The following is a 25,828-nucleotide window of genomic DNA, read 5'->3' on the forward strand; positions in this document are numbered from 1 at the left end:
GCGTCCGTTCCGCCCCCCGGGGGCTGCCGAACACCCCCCACGCCGTCGCTGTAAGAGGATCACCATGGCCGCAGAGCAAGCCGAGACCACCGCCGCCGCCGAGGCCGCCACCGAGACCGCCCTGGACGCCGGCACTTACGAGGTCCTGTCCAAGCGCCTCGCCGACTTCGCCACCGAGCTCACCGAGCGGGCCGAGGCGCTCAACCGCGCCCGCACCGACGCCTTCGGCTCCACCGAGCTGAGCCTGCTCGGTTCGACCCGTATCCGCACCGCCAACAACTGCGTGCCGCGCGACATGGTGCACGTCGGCGGGCACCTCCTCTTCGGCTACAACGTCCATATGGGACTCAAGTCCCAGACCGACCCCGGCGACGTCTTCGCCGTCCACCGGTTCGAGAGGGACGGAGCGAATTTCGAGCTCAATGAGGTCGAGGCCGCCGACACGCTGATCGGCGACGGGCGCTTCGTCGCCGACTTCACCGAGATGTACCGCTACTACAAGTCGACCGAGCTGCTCCAGATGCGGCAGGTCGACACCCGCCTGCTGGCGGTCTTCCGCATCGGCGAGAACCTCGCCGACCAGCGGGTCATGCGCTGGCAGGTCCGTCCCGACGGCACCGCCGAGTACCTGGACGCGCGCGGCGACACCGACCACGTCTGGCCGGCCCCGCACGACTTCGAGTGGACCGAGACCACCCGCGACCAGCACGTCACCGGCCGCCACCCGCACGTGTCCATCGAGGACGAGATCTTCGTGGAGTGCACCGGCGGCAACCTCACCGTCAAGGTCGAGGACAACACCGAGTCCGGCGAGGGCATCTTCTCCGAGCCCGTCGCGGAGCCCCTCCAGTCGCTCGCCGACGCCGACATCGCCTATGCCCGCGTCGGGCCGCTCATCGTGCTGAGGATCCTGCCCTACAAGGAGACTCAGACCCGCCACCTGATCTACAACACGCGGACCGGCGACGTGGTGCGCGCCGACGCGATCGGCGCGGCGTGCCGGCGCCTGCCCGAGGACCACGGCCTGATCTTCCCCGGCGGCTACTACCTCAACGAGGGCAGGCTCAAGACCTTCGACCAGGACATCGCCGACCTGAAGTTCCTGCGGACCGTCCGCTCGCCCAATGGCGAGGACGTCCTCTTCGTCTTCTACCACGAGGTCGACGGACGCTCACTCTTGTTGCCCTACAACGTCATTCGCAAGGAAGTCGCGGCGCCGATGAGCGTCCACGGCTACTCGCTGTTCGACGACGGCACGCTGGTGGCTTTCCGCTTCAGCGGCGAGGAGGCCACTCGCGTCCACCCGATGCAGGTGTGGGCCACGCCGTTCGTGTCCGAGGCGCACGCCGCCGCCACTGAAACCGGCGACACGCCCGTCCACCGCATCGGCAACGCCGAGGCCGTCCGCGCCGTCTCCGACGCCCTGTCGGTGGCGCGACTGGTCCGCGAGATGGAACCCGCGCAGGCCGTGTTCGAGGCGCTCATCGCCTCCGCGACCCGCTGCCTGGACGACTTCCCCTGGCTCGGCGACGAGGGCCTGTACTCGCTCGACGAGACGCTGCGCTCGGTCAAGCAGACCGCAGAGTCCGTCCTGGATGAGTACGCCACGGTCTCCGAGCTCACCGCCGAGGCCGGGAAGTCCTTGGCGCAGGCCGAGACCGACACCGTCAAGCTGCTGCGGCGCGCCCGCGGCGAGGCCCCCAAGTCCGCCGAGGAATGGGTCGTCCTCCTCACCGACCTGCGCGGCGCCCAGGGCCACCTGGTCACGTTGCGCGACGTCCGCTACATCGACACCGAGCGCATCGACTCACTCGACGCCGACCTGTCCGAGATCCTCGACGCCACCGGCCGCCGCGCCGTCGCCTTCCTGGAGCGCGACGACGCCTTCGCGCCCTACTTCGCCGAAGTCGAAGCGCTCGAAGGCAAGGCCGAACGGATCGAGACCGTCGCCGATTCGACGCCCCTGGTCGAGAACCTCGACGCGCGCCAGCACGGACTGGAGACCCTCACCGAGGTCGTCGCCACGCTGGAGATCGGCGACGCGACCGTCCGCACCGCGATCCTCGGGCGCGTCTCCGAGGTCCTGGCCGCCGTCAACCGCACCCGCGCCACGCTCGCCGCGCGGCGCCGCGAACTCTCCATCGGGGAGGGCCGCGCCGAGTTCGCCGCCGAGTTCGCGCTGCTCGGGCAGGCCGTCACCGCCGCGCTCGCCGCCGCCGCGACGCCCGCCGCCTGCGACGAGCAGCTGGGCCGCCTGCTGCTCAATGTCGAGAACCTCGAAACCCGCTTCGCCGACTTCGACGACTTCCTGACTCAGCTGGCCGACAAGCGGACCGACGTCTACGAGGCCTTCTCCTCCCGCAAGCAGAACCTCCTCGACGAGGCGGCGCGCCGGGCGGAGCAGCTGGCCGCGTCGGCCGACCGCATCCTGGAGGCCGTCGCCCGCCGCACCGCCGCGCTGTCCTCGCTGGACGAGGTCAATACGTACTTCGCGACCGACCCGATGGTCGAGCGGCTGCGCAAGGTCATTGCCGAACTCCGCGGCCTGGACGACACCGTCCGCGCCGAGGAGATCGAGGGCCGCATCGCCGCGGCCCGTTCCGAGGCCGGACGTGCCCTGCGCGACCAGCTCGACCTGTTCGACGGCGACGCCATCAAGTTCGGCGAGCACCGCATCCCGGTCAACACCCAGCCGCTCGATCTGACGCTGGTGCCCTCCGGTGACGCGCTCGCGTTCTCCTTGACGGGTACCGACTACCGCCACATCGTGGACGACCCGGCCTTCACCGACACCAAGCCGTACTGGACCCAGTTCCTCGCGTCCGAGAGCCCCGACATCTACCGCTCCGAGCACCTGGCCGCCTCGCTGCTCGCCGAGCACGGCGCCGCGAAGCTCCTGGCCGAGGACCTGCCGAAGTTCATCTCGGCCGCCGCGGCCGAACGCTACGACGAGGGTTACGAGCGCGGCGTCCACGACACCGACGCCGCCGCGATCCTCGCCGAGGTGTTGCGGCTCGCCGCCGCCGCCGGGACGCTCCGCTACCGAGCCGCCGAGCGCGCCGCCGCCCAGCTCTACTGGGGACACGGCTCACCAAAGGACGAGCAGGCCGCTTTCGCCTCGCAGGCGCGCTCGCTGCACCGGGTCCGCACGACCTTCGGCCGGGCCGATGCGCTCGAACGGCTCGCGGCCGAGGCAGCCGACAAGTTGGGCCAGTGGCTCGAATCCGCCTGCCCCGCATTGGAAGTCGACTCGGCCCTGGCCGGGGAGTACCTGGTCGAGGAGCTCGCCACCTCCACCGACGGCTTCGCCGCGTCGCTGCGCGCCCGCGACCTCGTCGCCGGATTCGACCGGCACATCGGGCCCGGCTCCAAGCAGGCCTTCGACGACGACCTGCGCTCGATCGAGGGCGACCTGGCCGGGCAGTGGGCACTCGCCGGCGTCTGGGTCGAGTCGTACCTCGCCCAGGCGGATTCGGAGAAGTTCGAGGCCGCCGACCTGCCCGAGGCCCTGGCGCTGCTGCTCGCCGACGTCCCCACCTACGACGTCACCGCCGACCTCACGACCGAGATCACCGGCCTGCTCGGCACGCACAAGCGGGTCGAGAGCCGCGTGCTGCCCCTGCGACTCGACGAGTTCCTGGCCCGCACCACCCGCTTCCGCCGCGTCACCGTCCCGGGCTACCGGGCCTACCAGGCGCGGCGGGCCGAGATCATCGCCGCGCACCGGTCCCGCCTGCGCGTGGACGAGTTCCGGCCCAAGGTGATGAGCGGCTTCGTCCGCAACCAGCTCATCGACGAGGTCTACCTGCCGCTCATCGGATCGAACCTGGCCAAGCAGATCGGCGCCGGCTCGGGCGACGCGCGGCGTACCGACCAGTCGGGGATGCTCATGCTCATCTCCCCGCCCGGCTACGGCAAGACCACGCTCATGGAATACGTCGCCGAGCGGCTCGGGATGCTCCTGGTCAAGGTCAACGGGCCGGCGCTGGGACACGAGACGGTGTCGGTCGACCCGGACGACGCGCCCAACGCCACGGCGCGCCAAGAGGTCGAGAAGATCAACTTCGCGCTCGAATGCGGCAATAACGTCCTGCTCTACCTGGACGACATCCAGCACACCAACCCCGAGCTGCTCCAGAAGTTCATCTCGTTGTGCGACGCGCAGCGCAAGATGGAGGGCGTGTGGAACGGGCGCACCCGCACCTACGACCTGCGCGGGAAGCGCTTCGCGGTGTGCATGGCGGGCAACCCGTACACCGAGGCGGGCCAGAAGTTCCGCATCCCCGACATGCTCGCGAACCGCGCCGACGTGTGGAACCTCGGTGACGTCCTGTCCGGACGGGACGAGGTCTTCGCCCTGTCCTACATCGAGAACGCCCTGACCTCGAACAAGGTGACCGCGCCGCTGGCCGGGCGTGAGCGGGCCGACGTCGCGCTGCTCATCCGGCTCGCCGCCGGCGACCCGACCGCGAACCCGGAGAACCTGCGACACGCCTACGCGGGCGGGGATCTCGAGCAGATCCTGTCGGTGCTGCGCAAGCTCATCCACGTCCAGAAGACCGTGTTGGGCAACAACCTCGCCTACATCGCGTCGGCCGCGACCGACAATGCCGCGCGCGTCGAGCCTCCGTTCCTGCTCCAGGGCTCCTACCGGAACATGAACCGGCTCACCGAACGGGTGGTTCCGGTGATGAATGACGCGGAGCTCGAAGCGGTCATCGACGACCACTACGCGGGCGAGGCGCAGACGCTCGCCTCCGGCGCGGAGGCGAATCTGCTGAAACTCGCCGAGCTTCGGGGGCGCCTGAACGAGACGCAGGCGGCCCGGTGGCAGGCGGTCAAGGACGCCTTCCGGCGCGAGCAGACGCTCGGCGGGGGCAACGACGATCCAATGTCGAGAGCCGTCGGGGCCATCACCTTGCTGTCCGACCGCGTGGGTGGGATCGAAACCGCCCTGCAACAAAGGAGCCCGAATTAATCTGCTCCGCTAGACAAAGCCCGGCTGACCACCTTGTACGCTCTCAGGAAAGCTTGTCGCGGTTCAGGGGGTGGCTGGTGGTGCCGGACGGTCTGGATCCGGCCCATTTGCCCGCTCGCTGCGTTGTCGGGCTTCCAGATCCAACACCGGGATCTGGAAGCCCTTCCGCCTTGCGAGCGAACAAATGGACTCGGATCCAGTCTCGCCCGGCACCACCAGCCACCCCCTGACCGCCTTGCCCCTGAAGCCGCTAACCATCGAATAGGGAGGTCCCCGTGCCGACTAAGACGGGAGAAAAGATCCGGATCATCGTGTTGGGCACCGGTCCGGACGCCGAGTTGGTCCGGGCTGTCGCCCAGTCCGACGCCGACGTCGCTCTGGCCGCGAAGTTCACCAAGACCGTGACGCACCTGGTCGCCGACGACACCGTCAAGCCCACCGAGGCCCGCGTGAAGAAGGCCGAGGAAGCCGGGGTCCCGGTGCTGACCGTCGCGGAGTTCCAGGCCCTGCTGGCCGCCGGTGCAGAGGACGAGACCGAGGAAGCCGCGGTCGAGGCGGAGCCCGAGACGGTCGCCGAGGCCCTGGAACCGGAAGCCGAGCCGGAAGCCGACCCGGAACCGGTCGCGGAGGCCGAGCCCGAAGCCCCGGCCGAGCCCGAAGTTGAAGTCGAGCCGGTTGCCGAAGCGGCCGAGCCCGAGGACGCCGTGGATCCGGTGACCGAGCCCGAACTCGAGCCCGTTGTTGAGGCCGAAGCGGAGTACGACGGCCACGCCGACGTCACCGCCGACGACGAACCCGCCGCCGACACCGAGCCGGCCCCCGTCGCCGAAGCGATCGACGAGCCCGAGGCAGAAGCGGACGACCCCGAGAAGGCGGTCCCCTCCCAAGCCGAGGCCCCGGAGATCGAATCCGACGGCAAGTCCAAGAATTCGTCCAAGCCCACCTTCCTGGACAAGCTCAAGTCGCTCTTCGGAATGACCGGAGCCAGAAAGTAACACCAGTACCAAGAAGGGGTCCCCGTGTCAACTGGCACGGGGACCCCTTTCTGTTCCATGGGTAACGCTCGGTCGATGATTGAGGCCGTAGCACCTTTCCATTACGATGGGAAATACATTCTTGGCCTTCCCCCTGGAGGTAATGAGTGCCCCCTCAGATCAATGTCGACCCTGATTCGTTGCGGTCGGCTTCGTAGAAGCTGCGCTCGCACGCGCCCGATGCGACGCAGATTCCCAACGACCTCAAACGCGAAGCGAGCCAGGCGGATCAGGCCAATCGTGGCTTCATGACCGGGGAGGCCGGCGAGAGCCTGGCCGAAGAAGTCGAAGGAGCGATGAAGCACTACAAGGAGTACATCGACTTCGAGGCCGACGCGATCAAGGATTGTGCCAAGGATTGGGACGACGTGGACAATGACATCAAGTCCAAATTCGAGGACATCGGAACGAAACTGTCCTCCTTCAAGGTGCCGCGCATCAGTGGCGGAGCCTGACGATGCCGACATTCCAGCAGTGCCTCGATGCTGACCCGTCCAAGTTCACCCAGCTCGGTACCAAAGTCATGTCGACGGCCGGTGAGATCATGTCCCACACGGTGAAGTACTCCGAGACCATACAAGCCGATCTCCGAAGAAGACGCGGCTCGCTACATCGTCCAACGCTTCGAATCGCAACGCGCACAATACGAGCGATTCGGCCTCAACCTGAGCAACCTCGCTCGAGACCACTAGCGAACGCATCGTGACCACCTAATTCTTTGCGAAACGGCGGTCGTTGGTGCTTTGCTGTTCTGGAAGGAGACAGACATGACCCCTCGCGTCATCGCTGAACTGCACGCTCACTGTCCGCCAAGGAAATCGGCAGAGCTCGCTATATGAACAAGCAGGAACTCAAGGCCGCGTTGGAGTCCGCTGGAGTGGACGAGGACGCCTACTGGCTCGAAGGTGGGCGGCCGAATGAGGCCTACACCCTGGAGCGGCGAGATAACGGTTGGGCCGTGTACTACTCGGAGAAGGGCAACCGCAACGACGAGGTGGTGTTCGATACGGAGGATGAGGCGTGCTGCGAACTGCTCAATTGGGTCCTGAATGACGACACTGTCATGGGCAGGTAACAGCCCGATGTCCCGTCGCTCGATCTGATCCCTTCGAGGACTTGCACCGACAATCCATGCTGGGCACCCCCACATTCGAACATCGTCGGTTCTGAACCGCTACCCCTGGGAGTGCCGAATATGGCCGCCATTTCCATTTCTGAACTGCCCGCTCGCTTGGCCAGAAGCGGGTACGGCAGCGCTCACTACTCGATCGGGGTCGCGCGCCGGGACTCCATCTGCGTCTTGCAGGCTGGCGATTCGTGGGTGGTCTGCCCTAAATATGAAGGCCACATGACGACCGTGGGCCGGTTCAGCGATGAGTACGAGGCGTGTGAATACGTGCACCGCTTGCTCACCGATGAGTTGTTCCGAGCCGATGCGGACGGCGGCAAAGGGAACCCGTCCCTGGTTGAGTACTTTGCAGAGGAGCGAGTCCCGGTCGAGGAGCAGATCCGGTCGCTGGGTGTGGGCACGGCCCATTTCAGTATCGGTGAAGTCAGGGACAATGCCTGGTGCCTTGTCAAGGAGGAGGGGCGATGGCTGGTCTTCCTGATGAAAGACGGCAGACGCACCAGCATCCGCGACCACCGATGGGATTTCACTGCCGCCGAGTTGTCCTTCCGTATCCTGATCAAGCTGTGGAGGAGAGAGCGGTTGAATGCGGGTGTGTCAGCGGAGGAGCTGGCGGCCGATCGGTGATTGATCCGGCGCACTCCCATTTCCGACTCAAAGGGCGTTCCTACCTCACGGGGGCCCCTTCCTAAACTGGTGTCGTCGAGTTAACTTGGGTCCAGCCGCACAAGTGAGGAAGAAGGTGGCGGGTGGACGAAATCGCAGATCAGACGCTTACTGATGATGACGAGCACGTGACGCTCCGGCTCGCGGACGACGGCGGAGTCACCATCGAAGTGGCCCCGACGGGGTTCCGCCTGTCGCCCAAGGAACTCGCGCGTCTCATCGTTGAAACCGCCGACCATTTGCCGAATCCCACTGCCGAGGGCCGCGATGCCATCGCGTCGGCCGCCGACTCCATCGCCGATTTCCAGCAGACCCTGGCGTCGGGCGGATTCGAGGCCTTCAATGCCGCGATGCGACGCCGCCTCGGCATCGCCGAACCCGACACTCCGCCGATCCGGTCCGGCGAGCACGACAAGGCCTTGGCCGCCATGCTCGGATCGACCGTCGACAGCATGCGGCAGAGCCAGTCCGCGACGCCCGAACCCGACCAGGTCCTCGAAGCCGTCGCCTGGTCGGACGAAGGCGACCTGGGGATCGTCACCTCCTCCGAGCGCGTCATCGCGAACCTCCAGATCGACGCCGCGGCACGCCAGCGCGGCGTCGAAGGACTCGGGCAGGCACTGACTTCCCTGCTGAAGCAGGCCCGCTCGGACCTGCGGAAGCAATCCGACGAGAGCCTCAGGGCCGACCTGCCCGAAGGCGTCGCCGAGACCATGGACCAGGCTCCCGCCGAAGGCGAGCGCGCCGGCCGTCTCGGCCAGTCGATGCTCGACGACATCGTCCAGAAGACCGAATCCCTCAAACGAAAGGCAGGCCACTAATGGGTCAGATCGTGTGCGACACCGAGTTCGTGGAGCAACTCGGCCCCGACATAGAGAGAGAGGTCGCCCCGATCCTCGAAGAGGCCAGCGACATGCTGCCCGAACTGCGCTCCCTCGACCGGGGCCTCTACACCGCCGTCACCCTCCCGATGGCCGCCTCCTACACGATGGCGGTGACGACGGTGACCGAGTCCATGGCCGGCGCCGCCGAGTGCTTCAAGGAGATGAACGACGCCATCGCGGGCTGCGCGGCCGACTACCGGGACATCGACGGCACGGTCGCCAGTGCCCTCGGCGGGGAGGGGTAGACCGCAATGTCCATGGGACAAGACATCTTCGACTCCGGCGACGCCATGTCGCCGTACTACGACGGCATCATCTCCAGCTGCGCCGTCGCCATCATGCCGCCCGCCATCGCCTTCGGGCTCTCGGTGCAGGCGCTGGCCACCAGCATCTACCTGAACCAGTGCAATCCCGGAGACATGTTCAAGGCCGCGGGGGCCTGGATCGTCCTCTCCGAGAAGAACACCGAGGCCGCCGAGGCGCTGGCCGCGCAGACCGAGCGGGTCACCGACGAGAACTGGAAGGGCAGCGACGCCGAGGCGTTCAAGGGAAACTCCGACAACGTCCAGTCGCAGCTCAAGGAGCTCGCGATCGCCGCGTTCCTGATCGCCGCGCAGCTCATCGCGCTCGGCATCGCGCTGACGGTGTACTGGGCGTTCCTGCTGGCCGTCACCCTGGTCATGGACGCCTTCCTGGTCGCGTACATCGCGGCCTACGCCGGGGTCATCACCGCCGTGGGCGCCGAGGCGATCCGCGCGAGTTGCCTGGTCGTCGCCACGTCACTGGTGGCGACCGTCAAGAGCTTCGAGGCGGTCATGTTCTCGATCTCGAGCGGGTGCGCCGCCCTGACCGCGCTGATCTCGGTCATCACCTTCGCCTACCAGGACTCGAAGGGCAACCCGGTCACCATCGAGGAGATCGCCAAGGGGAGCCTGACGAACCAGCTGCTCGGCCTCGGTACCTTCGCCGAGCGCGCGCTCCTCATGACGCCCGGCGGGCGTCATGCCACGACCGGAGCCGCGGAGGGGTTCAAGCACGGCGTCAATTCCCAGGGCGGCTTCGGCATCGTCGACTCGCTCGCCTCGGAGTACTACGACGGGAACGAGGACATCCCGGAGGACTACCGCGATCCCACCGACGAGGAGCTCAGCTGGACGTGACCGGCCTTGGCCTGGAGCGGATCATGACCGCCCAGACCGCCGCCGCGCCGGCGCCGAGCGGCAGCGTCCACCACAGGTAGGCGCTGAACGCGTAGGGCCAGTTCCATGCGGCGAACGCGGCCTGGAGCGGGAACCACCCGGCGACCGCTACCGCGGCTCCGATCGCGGCCGCCGTGGTGGCGGCCTTGACGGAGCGCCGCACTCGGACCGCCAGGCCCTCGTCCCGCTTCGCCCGGCGCAGGTTGCTCCGCAGCGCGAGCGCGGTGACGACCAGGAACAGCAGGTAGAGGCCGGAGGCTGCCCAGAACAGGGTGCGCGGCACGCCCGCTGGGTCCTCGAAGATTCCCGGCAGCATCGCGATCCTTCCTCGGGTCCATGGTCTGAACCCGGCCCCAGGCTATACGTCGGAGCCGGGCCGCGAGCAGTCCCGGTTGCCCCCCTTGGGCACTGACGAACCGAATGCCCGATCGGGGTGACGCCATGCGCGCGGGCATCGAAGGTTCGGCGCTTCCCGGGTGCAAGCCTTACGCTATGGGCGAATCCCAACGGCTCGCCGGAGCAAAGTTGAGTCGGGTAGACTCAGGCTTCGCGACCGTGCAAGGAAGGCAGACAGACCCGTGGACGTCAACCGCTTGACCACTAAGAGCCGCGAAGTCATCTCCCAGGCGGCCAGGACCGCCGCCGCAGGCGGCAACCCGTCAGTCGAGCCCTGGCATCTGCTGGACGCGCTCCTCACCGTCGACGGCTCCACCGCGCCCGGCCTGCTCCAGCTCGTCGGAGTCACGCCCGGAACCGTGTCGACCGAGACCGAGCGGCGGATCGACGAGCTGCCGTCCGCCTCCGGGGCCTCCGTCACCGAACCCTCGATGGGCCGAGAATCGCTGCGCGCCATCAACGTCGCCGACCAGATCGCCACCGAATACGGCGACGAGTACGTCTCCACCGAGCACCTCATCACCGGACTCGTCCAGGCCGGCGGCGAGGCCGGCACCTACCTGTCCGAACAGGGCGCCACCGAGAAGAAGCTCATCAGCGCCTTCCCCACCCTGCGCGGCGGCGACCGCAAGATCTCCTCGGCCGACCCCGAAGAGGGCTACAAGGCACTGGAGAAATACGGCGTCGACCTCACCGAGACCGCCCGCTCCGGCAAGGTCGACCCCGTCATCGGCCGCGACACCGAGATCCGCCGCGTCATTCAGGTTCTGTCCCGCCGCACCAAGAACAACCCCGTCCTCATCGGCGAACCCGGCGTCGGCAAGACCGCCATTGTGGAGGGACTTGCGCAGCGCATCGTCGCCGGCGACGTCCCCGAATCGCTGCGCGACCGCCGCGTCATGCTCCTCGACCTCGCCAGCATGATCGCCGGAGCCCAGTACCGCGGCCAGTTCGAGGAGCGTTTCAAGGCCGTCCTGGAGGAGATCAAGTCCTCCGACGGCGAGATCATCCCGTTCATCGACGAACTGCACACCATGGTCGGCGCCGGCAAGAGCGAAGGCTCGCTCGACGCCTCCAACATGCTCAAACCCGCTCTCGCGCGCGGTGAACTTCACATGATCGGCGCGACCACCCTCAACGAGTACCGCGAGCACATCGAGAAGGACGCCGCGCTGGCCCGCCGCTTCCAGCAGGTCTACGTCGGCGAGCCATCCATCGAGGACTCCGTCGCGATCCTGCGCGGACTCAAGGAGCGCTACGAGGTCCACCACGGCGTCCGAATCACCGATGGCGCGCTCGTCGCGGCCGCGCAGCTGTCGGCCCGGTACATTCCCGAACGGCGCCTTCCCGACAAGGCCATCGACCTGGTCGACGAGGCGACCAGCCGGTTGCGCATGGAGATCGACTCGCGCCCCGAGGAGGTCGACCAGGTCGAGCGCGCGGTGCGCCGCTTGGAGATCGAGGAGACCGCGCTCCAGAACGAGACCGGCGACCCAGCCTCCGCCGAACGCCTCGCGGCCCTCCAACGCGAACTCGCCGACGACCGCGAGAAACTCGCATCACTTTCCCGCCAATGGGAGTCCGAGAAGAACCGCATCGGGAAGGTCTCCGACCTCAAAGAGGAACTGGACGACCTGCGCACCCAGGCCGAACGCGCCGAACGCGAATACGACCTCGAAAAGGCCGCGCAGCTGCGCTACGGCCGCATCCCCGAGCTGGAGCAGCAGCTCACGACGGCCGAAGCCCAGCTGGCCGACATCGAGCCCGCGAGCGCCATGCTCAAGGAGGCGATCGACGCCGACGAGATCGCGGACGTGGTCGCGGCATGGACCGGCATTCCGGCCGGACGCCTCCAGGAGTCCGAGACGCAGAAGCTCCTCAACGCCGAGCAGCTGCTCCGGAAGCGAGTGGTCGGACAGGACGAGGCGGTCACGGTCGTGGCGGACGCGCTGCGCCGCGCCCGCGCGGGACTGTCCGACCCCAACCGCCCCACCGGCTCGTTCATCTTCGCGGGCCCCACGGGCGTCGGCAAGACCGAACTCGCAAAGGCCTTGGCGGAGTTCATGTTCGACGATGAGCGAGCGATGGTCCGGATCGACATGGGGGAGTACACCGAGCATCACTCGGTGGCACGCCTCTTCGGCGCGCCGCCCGGGTACGTTGGCTACGAGGAAGGCGGCCAGCTCACCGAACCGGTCAGGCGCCGCCCCTACTCCGTGGTGCTCCTCGACGAGGTCGAGAAGGCCCACCCGCAGGTCTTCGACTCGCTGCTGCAGGTGCTCGACGACGGACGGCTGACCGACGGCCAGGGCCGGACGGTCGACTTCCGCAACGTCATCCTGATCATGACCTCGAACCTCGGCGCGCAGGCCCTGATCAACCCGACCCTCAGCCAGGAGTCCAAGCGGGCCGAGGTCATGGGCGCGATTCGCGGTCACTTCAAGCCCGAGTTCCTGAACCGGCTCGACGACATCGTCACCTTCCGCTCCTTGGAACTGGACGATCTGAAATCGATCGTGGAGGTGCAGCTGGGCCTTCTGGAACGGCGCATGGAGCACCGCCGGCTCAGGTTGGACCCGAGCGCCGAGGCGAAGTCCTGGCTGGCCGAACGCGGATTCGACCCCGCCTTCGGCGCCCGGCACCTGCGGAGGCTCATCCAGACCTCGATCTCCGATCCGCTGGCGCGAGATCTGCTGGAAGGCAAGATCATCGACGGCGACACCGTCCACGTCGGAGTCACCGACGGCGACCGTGGCGACAAGCTCAGCGTCACCCGCGGCTGAACGCGACCGGTCCGAGGGAGAAGCCCACCACCATCGGAGCGCGATCGCACCGATCGCCGAGCGCCCGCACGTGATCGCCCACGACTACGGCGGCGCGGTCTCGCTGCGGGCGCACCTGCTGCACGGAGCGTCCTACGCCTCGCTGGCGCTGGTAGACGTGGTCGCGCTGGCGCCGTGGGGATCCGAGTTCTTCCGTCTGGTCGCCGAGAACGCCGACGTGTTCACCCGGCTGCCGGCGCATATCCACGAGGCCGCGGTCCGGGCCTACGTCGGCAGCGCCTCCCACCGGGGCCTGACCCCGGCCCAGGAGGACATGCTGGTCACGCCATGGCTGAGCCCGGAAGGGCAGGCGGCCTTCTACCGCCAGATCGCCCAGGCCGACCAGCGGTTCACGGACGAGGTCGAGCCGCGCTACGGCGAGCTCGATCTGCCGGTCGCGGTGCTGTGGGGCGAGGACGACACCTGGATTCCCGTCGACCGGGCGCACCGCCTGGCCGCGGCGATCCCGGGGGCGAGCCTCCGCCTGATCCCGGACGCGGGCCACCTAATCCAACTCGACGCACCGGTCGAACTCGCGACGGCCCTGCACACCTGGTTGACCTCGGTCCACTAGAAACGTCACACCCGAAGGGCACTGTTGAAGCCGGGGGACGCACCTGACGCAAGCCATCCTCGCGAAAATCACCGGGGCGTCGTACCCGCCGGGCACCGTTGAAACCGGGGGACGCGATGCACGTGAGCAACACTCACCCTCGCGCCCAAGGCATCCCACGATCACCACCAAACCATCCTTCCGATATTTGAGAACCACTCACCTCATCGTGGGACGGCCGATCCGGTCCCATAGGCTGCGCTCGTGGAACAAGTGCGTAAAGTCGCCGATTTCGTCGGACGCTGGCTCGCGGTCTTCGTGCTCGCGGGCGCCGCGATCGGCCTGCTCGCCCCGTCGCAGGCCGCCTCGCTCGCCCCGGCCATCACGCCCGCCCTCGGCATCATCATGTTCGGTATGGGCCTGACCCTGCGCCCCGTCGACTTCGCGGTGGTCGCGCGCCACCCCCTCGCCGTCGTCGTCGGCGTCATCGCCCAATTCCTGCTCATGCCCCTCCTCGGCTGGGGCATCGGCCAAGTCTTCGGCCTCACCGGCGTCCTCCTGGCCGGCATGGTCCTGGTCGGATCCGCCCCCGGAGGCACAGCCTCCAACGTGGTCGTCTACCTCGCCAAAGGCGATGTGGCCCTTTCGGTCGCGATGACCTCGGTGTCGACGCTGCTGGCGCCGCTGCTCACCCCGCTGCTGGTGCTGTGGCTGGCCGGCTCCGAACTCCCCGTCGACACCGCCGGACTCATGACCTCGATCGCCCAGGTCGTGCTCATCCCGGTCCTGCTCGGCCTCGTCGTGCGCCGCTTCCTCTCCAAACTGGTCGAGCGCATCCTGCCGATCCTCCCGCTGGTGTCCGTCGCGGGCATCCTGCTGGTGGTCACCGCCGTCGTCGGCGGCAGCAAGGACACGATCCTGACCAGCGGCCTCCTCCTCTTCCTCGCCGTCATCCTCCACAACGGCCTCGGCCTCCTCCTCGGCTACGCCGCCGCCCGCCTGATCGGCATCGACGAATCCGGCCGCCGCGCCATCAGCATCGAGGTCGGCATGCAGAACTCCGGCCTGGCCGCCGCGCTGGCGACCACCCACTTCTCCCCGGCCGCCGCCCTCCCTGCCGCGATCTTCTCGATCTGGCACAACGTCTCCGGTGCCCTGGTGGCGACCTTCTGGTCCCGCCGCCCGGTCAAGGAGACCGAGCCTTCGGGAGGCGAGCCCGAGTGACGCTTCGCTGACTGGTCATTACTGTTCGGTTACGCTGAGGCTCCCTCATTTCTTCGAGCGGCTGAGAGCGCCTGCGATGAACGACCCCTCCTCGAACGACTCCTCCTCTGACCAATCAGGGCAGACCGAGTACGACCCCTATATCACCCAACAGGAACCATCGGGGACGGAGCAGGCTCCTCAGCTTTCGGGCACGCCCCCGACGTATCCGCCGTTCCCGCCTCAGGGGCCCGGATTTCCGACTCCGCCGACCGGAACTGCGAACGGTCTGGGTACGGCGGCGCTGGTCTTGGGCATATCGGGTGCGGTCGTGGGATGGGTCCCCGTCCTCGGATGCCTCGGGTGGGTGGCTTGCATTCTGGCCATAGTGTTCGGGGTCATCGGCATCACAAGGGCCAACAGCGGACGGGCCACGAACAATCGAGCGGCAATGGCCGGTCTGGGCCTCGGCATCGCGGGCCTGGTCCTCGGGGTGATCGCGGCCGCGACATTGGAGCTAGAGGTGGCGTCAATAGAGGGGGAGGACCCGCGGACCGAAACCACGCTGGCCGAGACCGGGCCTGAGAACTCCGAAGAGGACGCGGACGACACCGCAGAAGCGGACGGTGCCGAGTCGGCGGACGAATCCGCCGGTGTCGGCGACGGCATCTGGGAGGTCGGATCCGAGGTCGAGCCGGGAACCTATGTCACGACGGTGCCCGACACCGGTGTGGTCAACAGCTGCTATGTAGCGCGGCTCTCCGGCTTCAGCGGCGAATTCGATGAGCTCATCGCCAACGACAACCTTTCGGAAGGCGCACGCGGTCGGGTCACCATTTCCGAGAACGATGCCGGAGTGGAATTTACGGGCGGATGCGAGTGGGAGGCCGCCTCCGAGAGTAATGCCGTCGAACTCGGCGACAGTGCGGGCGATGGCGTCTGGGAGGTCGGATCCGAGATCCAGCCCGGAACCTATGTGACTCAGGCCGAGGGCGAAGGCGCAGTGGACTCCTGCTACGTGGCGCGACTCTCGGGTTTCAGCATGGATATCGATGAGATCATCGCCAACAACAATATCGACGCTGGTGCCCAGGGCCGGATCACCATCGAGGACTCGGACGCCGGCGTCAAGTTCTCCGGCGGCTGCACCTGGAGCAGGGACTAGCGCTACCACAATTGGGTACCTCGAACCGCTCCTACAACCCCTCATCGGTGCAACGCTGACCGCCACCGGCGAACACTCAGTGGGCTGCGTCGAGCGTCTCCTCCAATCGGTAGTGGTGCAACGGGCCCGGTGAGAGGAAGCGTTCGACGGCGCGAATCCTGTCGCCGGAGAGGGTGAGGACGACCAGTCCCGCCGAATGCGCGGGAGTCCGATTGTTCTCGGCCAGGTAGTACCCGAACGCGGGCTGGCCGTTCGCCCTGGTGGGAACCAGGCGCACGACGTGTCCGCCGCGCCAGGCGGCGCCGGCGTGCAGGAACTCCACGATGGCCTCCAGGCCGCGGTAGGTCTCTGGCGTGGGAGGCATGGACAGCCACGCGTCGTCGGTCAGCAGCTCGACGACGCCGTCGATGTCGCCGGCGCAGAACGCGGCCGCGAACCGGCGACTCAGGTCCCGATCGATGTCGGAGCCCGGCGGCGGAGGCGCTTCGCCTGCCCGGTGCTTGTCGAGTGAGGCGCGGGCGCGCTGCAGGACGCCCTTGAGCGCGGTCTCGCCGGTGCCGATCATGTCGGCCACCTCGGCGGACGGGAAGCCCAGCACGTCGCGCAGGACGAGGGCGGCGGCCTGCCGGGGCGGCAGCATCTGGAGGCCGGTGATGAATGCGAGCTCCACCGCCTCCCTGCCGACGTACCTCGCCTCGGGGCCAGGGGCGCCGTCCGCGATCCGCTGCAGCAGTGTGTCCGGGTAGGGCTGCAACCAGGTCACCTCATTGCGGCCGTTCGCCTCCGGCACGCGGTACGGCGCCGGCGACGCAACGGGTGCGCGCCGGGCGGCGTCGCGCTTGGCGTTCAGGCAGCGATTGGTCGCGATGCGGTACAGCCAGGTCCGCATCGAGGCGCGGCCTTCGAAACCGGCGATGCCCTTCCAGGCGGCGGCCATCGTCTCCTGCACCAGGTCTTCGGCGTCGTCAAGCGACCCGAGGATCCGGTAGCAGTGCAGTCGCAGTTCGCTCCGATGCGGTTCGGTGAGCTCGCGAAAGGCCGGTTCGTCTCCGGCCCGGGCGCGATCGAGCGCGGTCTCGGTCATGCTTCCAGGCTGGCACACCCCACCGACAATCCGCGCAGATCGCGAAGCCCCGACCGTTCCGTTCGCCGCGGCGCCGGTGTCTATACCCATGAACCGCAACGAAGCAAAGGACTCACACATGACCGCGACAAGCACGGCACTGGACACCGCCCTCGCCTACCACAAGGAGTGGACCGAGGGCGACTTCGACAAGGCCATGACCTATCTCGCCGACGACGTCGTCTGCGAGACCCCGCTCGGACGATTCGAGGGCGTCCAGGCGTTCCGCGCCTTCCTCGAACCGTTCGCGCAGCGCCTCATCGGCTCCACGCTGCTCGCCGGATTCGGCGACGACGAAACCGCGCTGATCATGTACGTCACGAAGACGCCGCTGGTCCCCAACGGCCCGGCCGCGGAGTACATGTCCATCCAGGACAGAAAGATCACGCACGCGCGCTTGGTATTCGATCAGCTCCCCGGAGTAGAGGCGAGAAAGGCCGCCGGAATCGAATAACGGCCACCGATCATCGGCCCCGGGCGCGGATTCTCCATTGGGGAACCCGCGCCCTTGCCGTGCAACGGAATCGGCGACCCAAGACGCCTCCACAGCGGCAGGAAGAACCCGAGAGGAGACCGACGATGACGCGTTGGAACCGAGCTCTGAGCGCACTGGTGGCAGTCGGGGCACTGGCCGCCACCGGTGCCTGCACCCTGTTCGGAGGCGAAGGTGACGACAGCCCAGCCCCCGGTGGGGAGGATGCGATCACCGACGAGGCCGGCCTGGCGGAGCTGATCAATGAGAACAACCGCCTCATCGCCGAGGTCAATGACGTCGAGGTGCGGCTCGAACAGGACTGTCTTGAAGACCAGGGCTTCCATGTCCACGACCGGTACAAATTGTTCACCTGGGAGGCGACCGACCAGGGCCGGCTCGTCGTCGACTACCCGTACGCGGACTTCCTGCCGGACGCCGACACGGCCTCCGAATGGGGCTTCGGGGCCTGGGCCGGCACCGATGAGGCCTACGGGAGTGCGGAGGCCGATGAGTACTACGACGCGGTCCTCGGCGAGGACAACACCGAACCTGAGATCGACAACTCCGCTTGGGATGCACTACCCATTGAGGAGCAGCAGGATTGGAGTCGGGCGTACTACGGCGACGCCTACGAGCAGATCCAGGAAGGCGCGGACGGAATGAATCCGTTCGGGGGCGAGACGGCTGGAAGTCCTCCGAAACCCGGTGGCTGCCAACTGGAGATGATCGAGGCGCTCTACGGCGAGCCCGAGCAGGTCGAACGGACCGAGGGCGACGACGGCCAGGGCGGGACCACCTGGCAGTGGGGCCCGCAGAACCCCTTGGACGCGGCCGATTGGGACGCCATGTACGACGACTACCGGACCCGGGCCGCAGACCCAGAGCAGTCCTTCTCCGACTGCCTGTTCGAGCATGACCTGGGGGAGTGGGAGTTCGATGAATCCGGCAGGTTGCCGATCTGGGACTACTTCACCTGGGTCTACAACGCCGAGAGCCCGCAGTTCGCCGAGGAGACCGGGGAGTCGCTGGGGACGCCCCCGCTCCCGGAGGACCTGCCCGAGGACTTCGACGGCAGGAAGGCCTTCGAGATCGAAACGGCCGTCGGCTTCACCGACTGCGGCGAGTCGACCGGCTTCCGCGAAGCCGCGAAGGCCGCCTGGGACGGCATCCAGCTGGACTACTACCTGTCCGTCGAACAGGAGCTGTTCTCATATCAGGAGGCGATGAACGACCTGCTGCTCAAGGCCCAGGAACTGGTCGACGCCTAGGATTCGAATACACCTCCTAGCGGGAATGCAATCAGGTTTCGGCATTCCGGAAATGTTCAACCGCACTGGGTGAAAGTTTCTGATTTTCCGGATACAAGCGGCTTGTCCGGCCATAGTGCACCTATGGCCGCACTCGAACCCTCGGGCCTGACCCGACGCACCATGTTGATCGGTGCGGCGGCGATGCTCGCAGCAGGAGCCGTCGCGCCGCGCGCCGCCGGAACCGCTGGCACCGTGCCGCAGATTCGTTCGGTGGCCGCCCGTGGCAGCGAACTCATCGCGCTCACCGCCGATGCCTCGACCGACGACAACTACGCGCTGCAAACCTTGACTGTGGACGGACAGGGTCAGGCCGCGCTCGGACCGGCGCTGCCGATGGCGCTGCCCGCCGATTTTCATCCGCACTCGATCGCCGCCCGGGCCGCGACCATATGGGTCACCGGCGTCATCGAACTCGCCGCGGACCGAGCACGGCCCGGACTCGTCCGCATCCTCTCAGGCCGCGCCGCCTACGTCGCCCTGCCCGTCCCCGAGCAAATCCGCTCCGGAGCCGCCACCGCGATCGCGCTCCCCGGCGAGGGAACGATCGCCGTCGCGGTAGAGGGCAGCCCCGACGAGCACCTCGCGCTCATCAGCCGCAGCCACCTCGCCGTCTCCGCCGACGACGGCCGCACCTGGACCCACCGGCCGCTGGCCGACGGCCTCGGCGAGGGCTACGGGACCGCGCTCGCGGACACCGGCTCGGGGCTCTTCGCCGTCGTAGCCGCCTACGATGGCGCCCAGACCGTCTACACCGGAGCCGCCGAAGCGCCGCTCACCACCGCCGTTACCCTTCCCGACGCCGGCCGGCCGATGGCCGTGGTCTCCTCCGACGCCTACGTCAGCGTCTTCTCCGAACGTTCCGGCGCCGTCCATGAAGCCCGCTTCCACCCCGGCGGCGCCGCGCTCGAATCACTCGCAGATTGCGGGTGCGCCGGCGAGATCGTCGCAGTCCAAGGCAGGCCGGGCGCCTGGATCGAATACGACGACACCGCCGTCCGCACCAGAGGACTGTAAGGAGGAGACCGATGCCATTCCCGAGCAGCAGCCAAGCCTTCGCCCGCTCTAAATGTGGCTATCCCGACGTCACCCGCAACTACCTGGCGGACAAGCGATGGAAGACCCGCTTCCGCACCGCCTTCAACGGCGACGGCTACGGCGTCCACCCCTCCTCCACGTCCTTCACCATGCACGAGGAGATCCACACCCAGGCCGGCAAGATCGTCCGCGATCTTCACGAACTCGGCCAGCGCTACGCCCCGCGCGGCGAGACCTGGAGCTACGGCTGGACCGGGGTCGCCGGCACCAAGGTGTGCAAACCCGGCTACCACCGTTACGGCGCCGCCATCGACTTCACCAAGTTCAACTGGGGGCCAGGGCAATTCGTGGACCTGGCCGTTCACGGCAAGGACGAGCGGCTGCACCTGCGCCGCCGCTACCTCGCCGCCATTGCCATCTGCCGCAAGTACTTCGGCACCGTCCTGCACTGCCACAACGACCCCGACGGCTCCCACTGGAACCACATCCACGCCGATCGGGGTCGCCAGGCCGTCGCGCTCGACTGGGACTACGGCACCGACGTCACCGTCATCCAGTGGGCCGCACGCGATCTCGCCGGATTCAAGGGCATGTCCATCGATGGCGACTGGGGGCCGCAGTCTCTCGAAGGGCTGCGGCTGCTGCGCGCGAAGTTCCGCGCCGACGGCGTCGACCCGACCGCCTCGCCGGTGCTGGGGCGGCGGTGGCTCGACCTGATCGCGCGCCACGGCATGGCCGACAAGGCCGCCGGCACCTACACCGCCGACAGTTAGGAGGGCGAGATGGCCGATCGCAGACACGTCGCCGCGGGGGTGCTGGCGCTCACGCTCGCCGCCGGGTTCGCCGGTTGCGACGCCGATGCCGTGGGAGAACAGGGCACGGAACCGCAGGGGGTGGTCTACGGCCTCGGCGACGACCACCGGTTGTGGCGGTGGCAAGTCGATTCGAGCGAGGCCGAACCGGTGCTGGATCTGAGCGGGGTCTGGGACGCGGAGGGCGACGTGGGCACGGTGCTCAATGCGTCGCTGAGCATCGACCCGGGGCAGCGGTACGCGGCGTGGGTCGCGGGCGGCGGTACGGACGCGGAGCTCATGGTCGGGGACCTCCGTGACGGCGAGACGACCGGTGCGAGCTCCTATCCGGTCGATCACGCATGCCTCGATCCGACGTGGCTGGCGGACGGCTCCGCGCTGCTGGTGCACCGCGCGGCGGTGTGGGGCGAGGGGCCCGGCGATGACGCGCAGACCGATGCGACTCCGATGCTGCAGCAGGTGTTCGGCCCGACGGAATGGTATTCGCCGGCGGCCGGATCAATGGAATCCAATGTGGATCTCGGCGAAGGTTGCCGACTGCGCTGGTATACCGCCGAGGACGGCTCGGCGGAGGGGATCTACCACAGTCTCGACGTCACGGAGCTGTACCGGGTCGACGCCGCGGGCCGGGTGACCGAGACGCTGCCGGTGGCCGATCTCGATGGGGCGCAGGGGGCCGTGACCGGAATGATCGGGGTCGACCCGTCGGGCCGATACGTGTGCCTGGCCGATGGCTATGCAGAGCACTCCGGTTTCGAGGGCGGCTTCGCGATCCGACCACAGGCGGGAACGACCGTGGTCGACCTCGAGACGGGCGACGCGGTGGGACCGGAGGGCGCCTCCTGCGAATCGATGCAGTCCGACGGGTATCTCTCGCGCGAGGACGAGACGGTGCGCCTGGTCGACTACGGTGGCGAGGCCGTCTGGGAGACCGACCTTCCGGACGAGATCGTCAACGCGCCGAACCTGTTCTACTACCCGGCGGGGTCGTAATGTCGGGCGCAGAAACCCTATAGGATATATCCTATAGGATTTCTGCGCCGAGGCCGTTCCTAGTTGTAGGCGGTGGCGTACCGGCGGGCCTTGTAGAACTCGGCGCCCGAGCGGGTTCGGTCGGCCGTGGCCGACATCCGGAGCGTGGGGCTGGCCCAGTCGCGGGAACCGGCATTGTCGCCGCGGATCCAGATGTATTCGCCGGTGGAAGTTCTGAAGTACGACTTGATCCGGGTGTTCTCGTGCAAGCGGGTCTTCGACGCCGTCGACTTGTTGATCGCGTACACCCCGTAGGTGTCGGTGACGAGGATCCGCCCGGAGTCGCCGTAATCGGGCTGGAGGTCGTGGCCCAGGCCCGAGAGGGCAACGGACTTGCTGGTGGCATTGAGCCGCACATTGCGGTACGTGCCCGAGACCGAATAGGCCTTGACGACCTTGTTGCCGCAGGCCCACAGCAGCTTGTTGTTCGGGTCCCACAGGACGCCGTGCGCGCCGGCCAGCGTCACCTTCTGCACCTGGGCGAGCGTGGAGGGCTTGGAGACGGCGGTGGGGCCGTAGACGGTGAGGTAGCCGTCGGAGCTGGCGGCGACATAAGCGCCGACGTTCGGGATGCGCTCCAGGGCGTGCGGGTTGCCGCCGGGGGAGGCGCTCCACAGCACGTCGTTGAGTTCCTGGTCCTTCTCGCTGGTGATGTTCCAGATTCCGACCTTGCCGCCCGAGGCCGCGGCCAGGCCGATCGCCCCGAATTCGGCGGTGTCCCTGATGCGGCAGTCGGACAGGTTGTACCAACCGCCGCCGCCCGGGCTGAAGCTCTTGTACCGGTTCGCATCCGAGAACGACGAGTTCTTGTCGAAGACCATCACCTTGTTCTGGACCTGCTCGGTGAGCATGACCTTGAAGTTCGCGGTGTCGGCCAGCGCGACGCCGACGCCGCCGGCGATGCCGACGGTGGCCAGGGGTGCCGTGATGGCGGCCGCCCGCAATAGGTTGCGCCTCTTCATGTGCGGTGCTCCTTCGCTGGGTAGGGAACGGCTCGAAGCGGTGATCGAGCCGCACACCGAATCCAGTGTGCGACACGAGAACCAATCCCAAGGAGTACGCGCCCGACCCTGACTGGAGTTGCCCCGGCCGGCCAACGAAGAAAGGCCGTCAACTCCGGCAGGTGGTGTACCCGCCGGGGTGGAGCCGCCCCCATTGGACTCCGGCGGCGCCGAGGAGCCGATCGATGGTGTCGACGCCGTGGGCCCGCTGCTGGGCGAGCAGGATCTGGGCGGCGGCCAGGGCATCGGCCTCGGCGCGGTGGTGGTCGGAAAAGTCAATGCCCGCCGCCAGCGCCACCCGAGGCAGCCGGTAATTCGGAAGATCCTGCCAAGTCCGCTTGGCCAGGACGACCGTGCACGCATAGCGCAGCACCGGCCAGGGAATCCCCGTGGCGTCATTGGCCGCCCGGATCACCGACAGATCGAAAGCGGCATTGTGCGCCACGACCGGAGCCCCCGCGATGAAGTCGTGCATCTCCTTCCACACCTGCGGCCACCGCGGCGCGTGAACGACATCGGCGGACCGGATGCCGTGGATCTGGGTATTGCGCGGCGCGAAGTACCCGTGCTCTGCAGGAGGCCGGATGAACGTGGAGAACGAATCGGCGACCACCCCGCCCTCGACCCGCACCAACGCCACGGAACAGGCACTGGCCCGGCTCCCATTGGCAGTCTCGAAGTCCAAAGCCACCCAAGAATCCATCGACCATCTCCCATCGCTCTAGGATCCGCCATTATCCCGGTCCGAACTCGGCCCCGGCACGGAGGCGCAGACATGTCCCCGACGGCCCACCCGCTGCCGATCTGGTCCATGCCGGGTCCGTCCTAGACTGACTACTGCGGAGGAGCGACCGGTCACGCTACGATGACCAGTGTTCCCACCCTGCCCTCACCCCTTGGAGGAACACCCGTGCAGGACCGTTTCGCGAAGCAGCTCTCGAATGCCCTCCTCAGCGAGTTCAACGGCAAGATCTTCCTGGACGATACGCAGCGCTCCGATCGCGATCAGCAGTTCCACACCAGGGCCTTGTCCGCCATGGTGGTCCGGTACCTCACGGACTGCCCCGCGAAGCGCGCGGCCGACTTCGTCACCGATGGCGCGGACGACCACGACATCGACGCGGTCGCATACGACGAGCGTCAGAACAAGATCTGGTTCATCCAGACCAAATGGAGTAAGGACGGGAGGGCGAAGCTCAGGGAAAAAGACGTCAAGACCTTCACCGTCGGCATGGGCTACATGCTCAAAGGGGAGTTCCAGCGGTTTAATCAACGGTTCCGTCCGCATGAGGTCGCCATTGAATCGCTGCTGGACAACGACCCTCAAGTGTGTTTCGTATTCGCTCTCGCCACGCCCGATGACCTTCACACCCGACACCGGGCGATCCTCGATGAGTGTGCCGCGGAGGTTGGCAAGTGGTACCGCAAGTCCGCCTCCATCGAGATCCTGACCCTCGACAAGCTCGTCAAGATCGCACGCGCGGGCATGGGTGAGCCCCCTATCGACCTCGAAGTACGCTTCGCGCAAGTCCAATCCGATGATGTTCCGCACCGCGTCTTCTTCGGCACGGTCACCGCAGAGGAGGTCGCTCGCTGGTACCGCGAGTTCGGAGAGCGGCTCTTCCGCCGCAATATCCGGGGAGCGCTGGGCCGAACCAGTGTCAACGAAGCGATCCGGACTACCCTCATCGAAAGTCCCGAGCATTTCTGGGACTACAACAACGGCATCACCATGGTCGCCCGTTCCGGATCTGTGGGCCTGACTCGCAGTGGGAATCTCAAAGACGTCGCCATTGTCAACGGCGCGCAGACGGTGTCGTCGATCGCAGACACCGTCAAGGAGTACCCACAGGCTGGGAACGCCAAAGTCCTCGTAAAGATCTCAGTCACCGGAGAGACCGGCGACGACCTCATCCGGGAGATCACCGGCGCGGCGAACACTCAGAACCGCGTGGAGATTCGGGACCTCGCCTCGCTATACGGTCAGCAGGACGACCTGAAGATGGAGTTCAAGGCCCGCTTGGGTCTTGAATACACCACCCGCCACACTGAGGCCGCGCCCGACGAGAAGGACGGCTGCACCAGCGAAGAAGCGCTCATCGCACTCGCCTGCGGCCACGCCGACCATCGCTATACCGTCCAGGCCAAGACACTCCCGGACGTGCTCTGGGACCGCAGTGGCAACGGCGCCTACCGGAACCTCTTCCGCTCCGGGATCACTGCCGACGAGGTCTGGCGGCATGTGCGGCTGATGCGGTCTGTCAAGGGCGGCATAGCGACCGCGCGAAAGAAATTCCAGGGCCGGGCTGCCCAGATCGCCGACCACGGTGACCTGTTCACCGTGCACCTCATCGCGCGCCAACTAACCGACCGGCTTTACGCCGATGACTGGGACGATGCGGTCCTGCCGGAAGCCGCTGCCTCTTCGGGAAGCACGCTCAAGCGAGTCGTCGCCGCCGTAGACGGACACTTCAAGACCCACCCCTCCTCGCTGTTCAAGGACGAGCAGAAGACGCGCGAGATCGAGGCCTTCGTAGCCGCTCAGATCGACGCCTCCGCAACTGTGCCGCCGCTGCCAGACGACTACGTCAAAGGCCGCGCTGCACGGCGGAGCCGCACCCCGAACCTGGTGCCGCTCATCGCGAAACAGAGAGCCATCGAGGACGGCACCCTCCTGGAGTTCCGCCCTATCACCAGAGAGCAGCGGCAGCTGTTCGGGCGCTGGAACACCGAGAACCCCAGCCGGTCGCGAGCCACTTGGGTCAACGCCGGTGGCGGGCAACTGCGATGGGAGGTCGATGGCAAGACCTACGCGGCGAGCCGTCTGGCCCTTGAGCTCATCAACAGCCTCGGCGACAAGCGGTACAAGTCCGTGCGCGGCCCCGAATGCTGGCACATCCCCGGGCTCGGTTCCCTCAAAGACATCGGAATGCGGTTGCGGGAAGGTCTCGAAGATCCTGAAGAGGATGAGGAATCGGAGACCGGCCTGTTCTGACTCAAGCAGGTCGGCC

Annotated in this window: 22 protein-coding genes; 18 read left to right on the forward strand and 4 right to left on the reverse strand. The window is 67.3% G+C overall.

Annotated elements, in window-relative coordinates:
• Positions 1 to 64: 64 nt before the first annotated feature.
• The 8 genes from FAB82_RS03295 (at position 65) to FAB82_RS03335 (ending at position 9,851) form a co-directional block, all read left to right on the forward strand.
• Positions 65 to 4,978, forward strand: a complete 4,914-nt coding sequence (locus FAB82_RS03295) for a DNA repair ATPase (protein ID WP_136533124.1) — start codon at positions 65 to 67, stop codon at positions 4,976 to 4,978.
• A 275-nt stretch (positions 4,979 to 5,253) separates the two neighbouring features.
• Complete coding sequence (locus FAB82_RS26850) at positions 5,254 to 5,973, forward strand: hypothetical protein (RefSeq protein WP_168801395.1); 720 nt, start codon at positions 5,254 to 5,256, stop codon at positions 5,971 to 5,973.
• A gap of 287 nt (positions 5,974 to 6,260) precedes the next feature.
• Complete coding sequence (locus tag FAB82_RS03310; RefSeq protein WP_136533126.1) at positions 6,261 to 6,467, forward strand: hypothetical protein; 207 nt, start codon at positions 6,261 to 6,263, stop codon at positions 6,465 to 6,467.
• Positions 6,468 to 6,847: 380 nt separating this feature from the next.
• A complete protein-coding gene (locus tag FAB82_RS03315) occupies positions 6,848 to 7,087 on the forward strand; it encodes a hypothetical protein (protein ID WP_136533127.1) in 240 nt (79 codons plus the stop codon).
• Positions 7,088 to 7,207: 120 nt separating this feature from the next.
• On the forward strand, positions 7,208 to 7,768 hold the full coding sequence (locus FAB82_RS03320) for a hypothetical protein (protein WP_136533128.1): 561 nt from the start codon (positions 7,208 to 7,210) through the stop codon (positions 7,766 to 7,768).
• Between the two features lie 122 nt (positions 7,769 to 7,890).
• Positions 7,891 to 8,628, forward strand: a complete 738-nt coding sequence (locus FAB82_RS03325) for a hypothetical protein (protein ID WP_136533129.1) — start codon at positions 7,891 to 7,893, stop codon at positions 8,626 to 8,628.
• The gene (locus tag FAB82_RS03330; RefSeq protein ID WP_136533130.1) at positions 8,628 to 8,936 is read left to right on the forward strand and encodes a hypothetical protein; all 309 of its coding nucleotides are present in this window, start codon (positions 8,628 to 8,630) and stop codon (positions 8,934 to 8,936) included. The genes FAB82_RS03325 and FAB82_RS03330 overlap by 1 nt, the downstream gene beginning before the upstream one ends.
• A gap of 6 nt (positions 8,937 to 8,942) precedes the next feature.
• The gene (locus FAB82_RS03335) at positions 8,943 to 9,851 is read left to right on the forward strand and encodes a hypothetical protein (protein WP_136533131.1); all 909 of its coding nucleotides are present in this window, start codon (positions 8,943 to 8,945) and stop codon (positions 9,849 to 9,851) included.
• Here FAB82_RS03335 and FAB82_RS03340 read toward each other — a convergent pair.
• Complete coding sequence (locus FAB82_RS03340; RefSeq protein WP_136533132.1) at positions 9,838 to 10,206, reverse strand: hypothetical protein; 369 nt, start codon at positions 10,204 to 10,206, stop codon at positions 9,838 to 9,840. The genes FAB82_RS03335 and FAB82_RS03340 overlap by 14 nt on opposite strands.
• A gap of 262 nt (positions 10,207 to 10,468) precedes the next feature.
• Between FAB82_RS03340 and clpB the strand changes: the two genes are divergently transcribed.
• The 4 genes from clpB (at position 10,469) to FAB82_RS03360 (ending at position 16,029) form a co-directional block, all read left to right on the forward strand.
• A complete protein-coding gene (clpB, locus tag FAB82_RS03345; protein WP_136533133.1) occupies positions 10,469 to 13,069 on the forward strand; it encodes an ATP-dependent chaperone ClpB in 2,601 nt (866 codons plus the stop codon).
• Complete coding sequence (locus tag FAB82_RS03350; RefSeq protein ID WP_281276843.1) at positions 13,038 to 13,682, forward strand: alpha/beta fold hydrolase; 645 nt, start codon at positions 13,038 to 13,040, stop codon at positions 13,680 to 13,682. Before clpB ends, FAB82_RS03350 begins: the two co-directional genes overlap by 32 nt.
• A 243-nt stretch (positions 13,683 to 13,925) precedes the next feature.
• Entirely contained in the window at positions 13,926 to 14,885 is a 960-nt protein-coding gene (locus FAB82_RS03355) for a bile acid:sodium symporter family protein (RefSeq protein WP_136533135.1), read from the forward strand.
• A gap of 430 nt (positions 14,886 to 15,315) precedes the next feature.
• Positions 15,316 to 16,029: an Rv1352/Rv1906c domain-containing protein gene (locus tag FAB82_RS03360; protein WP_136533136.1), complete on the forward strand. Its 714-nt coding sequence runs from the start codon at positions 15,316 to 15,318 to the stop codon at positions 16,027 to 16,029.
• A gap of 76 nt (positions 16,030 to 16,105) precedes the next feature.
• Here the strand turns inward: FAB82_RS03360 and FAB82_RS03365 are convergent, their stop codons facing one another.
• A complete protein-coding gene (locus FAB82_RS03365) occupies positions 16,106 to 17,113 on the reverse strand; it encodes an RNA polymerase subunit sigma-70 (RefSeq protein WP_136533137.1) in 1,008 nt (335 codons plus the stop codon).
• A 118-nt stretch (positions 17,114 to 17,231) separates the two neighbouring features.
• Between FAB82_RS03365 and FAB82_RS03370 the strand changes: the two genes are divergently transcribed.
• The 5 genes from FAB82_RS03370 (at position 17,232) to FAB82_RS03390 (ending at position 21,777) form a co-directional block, all read left to right on the forward strand.
• Positions 17,232 to 17,606 (forward strand): nuclear transport factor 2 family protein, encoded by a 375-nt coding sequence (locus tag FAB82_RS03370; protein WP_136533138.1) that lies wholly within the window; start codon positions 17,232 to 17,234, stop codon positions 17,604 to 17,606.
• 125 nt (positions 17,607 to 17,731) lie between these two features.
• Positions 17,732 to 18,895 carry a hypothetical protein gene (locus FAB82_RS03375; protein WP_136533139.1) on the forward strand — a complete coding sequence of 388 codons (1,164 nt, stop codon included), beginning with the start codon at positions 17,732 to 17,734 and terminating at the stop codon, positions 18,893 to 18,895.
• A gap of 123 nt (positions 18,896 to 19,018) precedes the next feature.
• Positions 19,019 to 19,951: a hypothetical protein gene (locus FAB82_RS03380; RefSeq protein ID WP_136533140.1), complete on the forward strand. Its 933-nt coding sequence runs from the start codon at positions 19,019 to 19,021 to the stop codon at positions 19,949 to 19,951.
• 11 nt (positions 19,952 to 19,962) lie between these two features.
• On the forward strand, positions 19,963 to 20,745 hold the full coding sequence (locus FAB82_RS03385) for a hypothetical protein (protein ID WP_136533141.1): 783 nt from the start codon (positions 19,963 to 19,965) through the stop codon (positions 20,743 to 20,745).
• Between the two features lie 9 nt (positions 20,746 to 20,754).
• Positions 20,755 to 21,777, forward strand: coding sequence for a hypothetical protein (locus FAB82_RS03390; RefSeq protein WP_136533142.1), 1,023 nt, complete (start codon positions 20,755 to 20,757; stop codon positions 21,775 to 21,777).
• 59 nt (positions 21,778 to 21,836) lie between these two features.
• Here FAB82_RS03390 and FAB82_RS03395 read toward each other — a convergent pair whose 3' ends face one another.
• Together FAB82_RS03395 and FAB82_RS03400 are read right to left on the reverse strand one after the other, a co-directional pair.
• Positions 21,837 to 22,778, reverse strand: a complete 942-nt coding sequence (locus FAB82_RS03395; RefSeq protein ID WP_136533143.1) for a DUF6528 family protein — start codon at positions 22,776 to 22,778, stop codon at positions 21,837 to 21,839.
• 148 nt (positions 22,779 to 22,926) lie between these two features.
• Positions 22,927 to 23,520: a 3'-5' exonuclease gene (locus FAB82_RS03400; RefSeq protein WP_136533144.1), complete on the reverse strand. Its 594-nt coding sequence runs from the start codon at positions 23,518 to 23,520 to the stop codon at positions 22,927 to 22,929.
• Between the two features lie 207 nt (positions 23,521 to 23,727).
• Between FAB82_RS03400 and FAB82_RS03405 the strand changes: the two genes are divergently transcribed.
• Positions 23,728 to 25,812 carry an AIPR family protein gene (locus tag FAB82_RS03405; protein WP_168801396.1) on the forward strand — a complete coding sequence of 695 codons (2,085 nt, stop codon included), beginning with the start codon at positions 23,728 to 23,730 and terminating at the stop codon, positions 25,810 to 25,812.
• Positions 25,813 to 25,828: the final 16 nt, after the last annotated feature.

This window comes from Glycomyces buryatensis, assembly GCF_004912275.1.
GTDB classification, from domain to species: domain Bacteria; phylum Actinomycetota; class Actinomycetes; order Mycobacteriales; family Micromonosporaceae; genus Glycomyces; species Glycomyces buryatensis.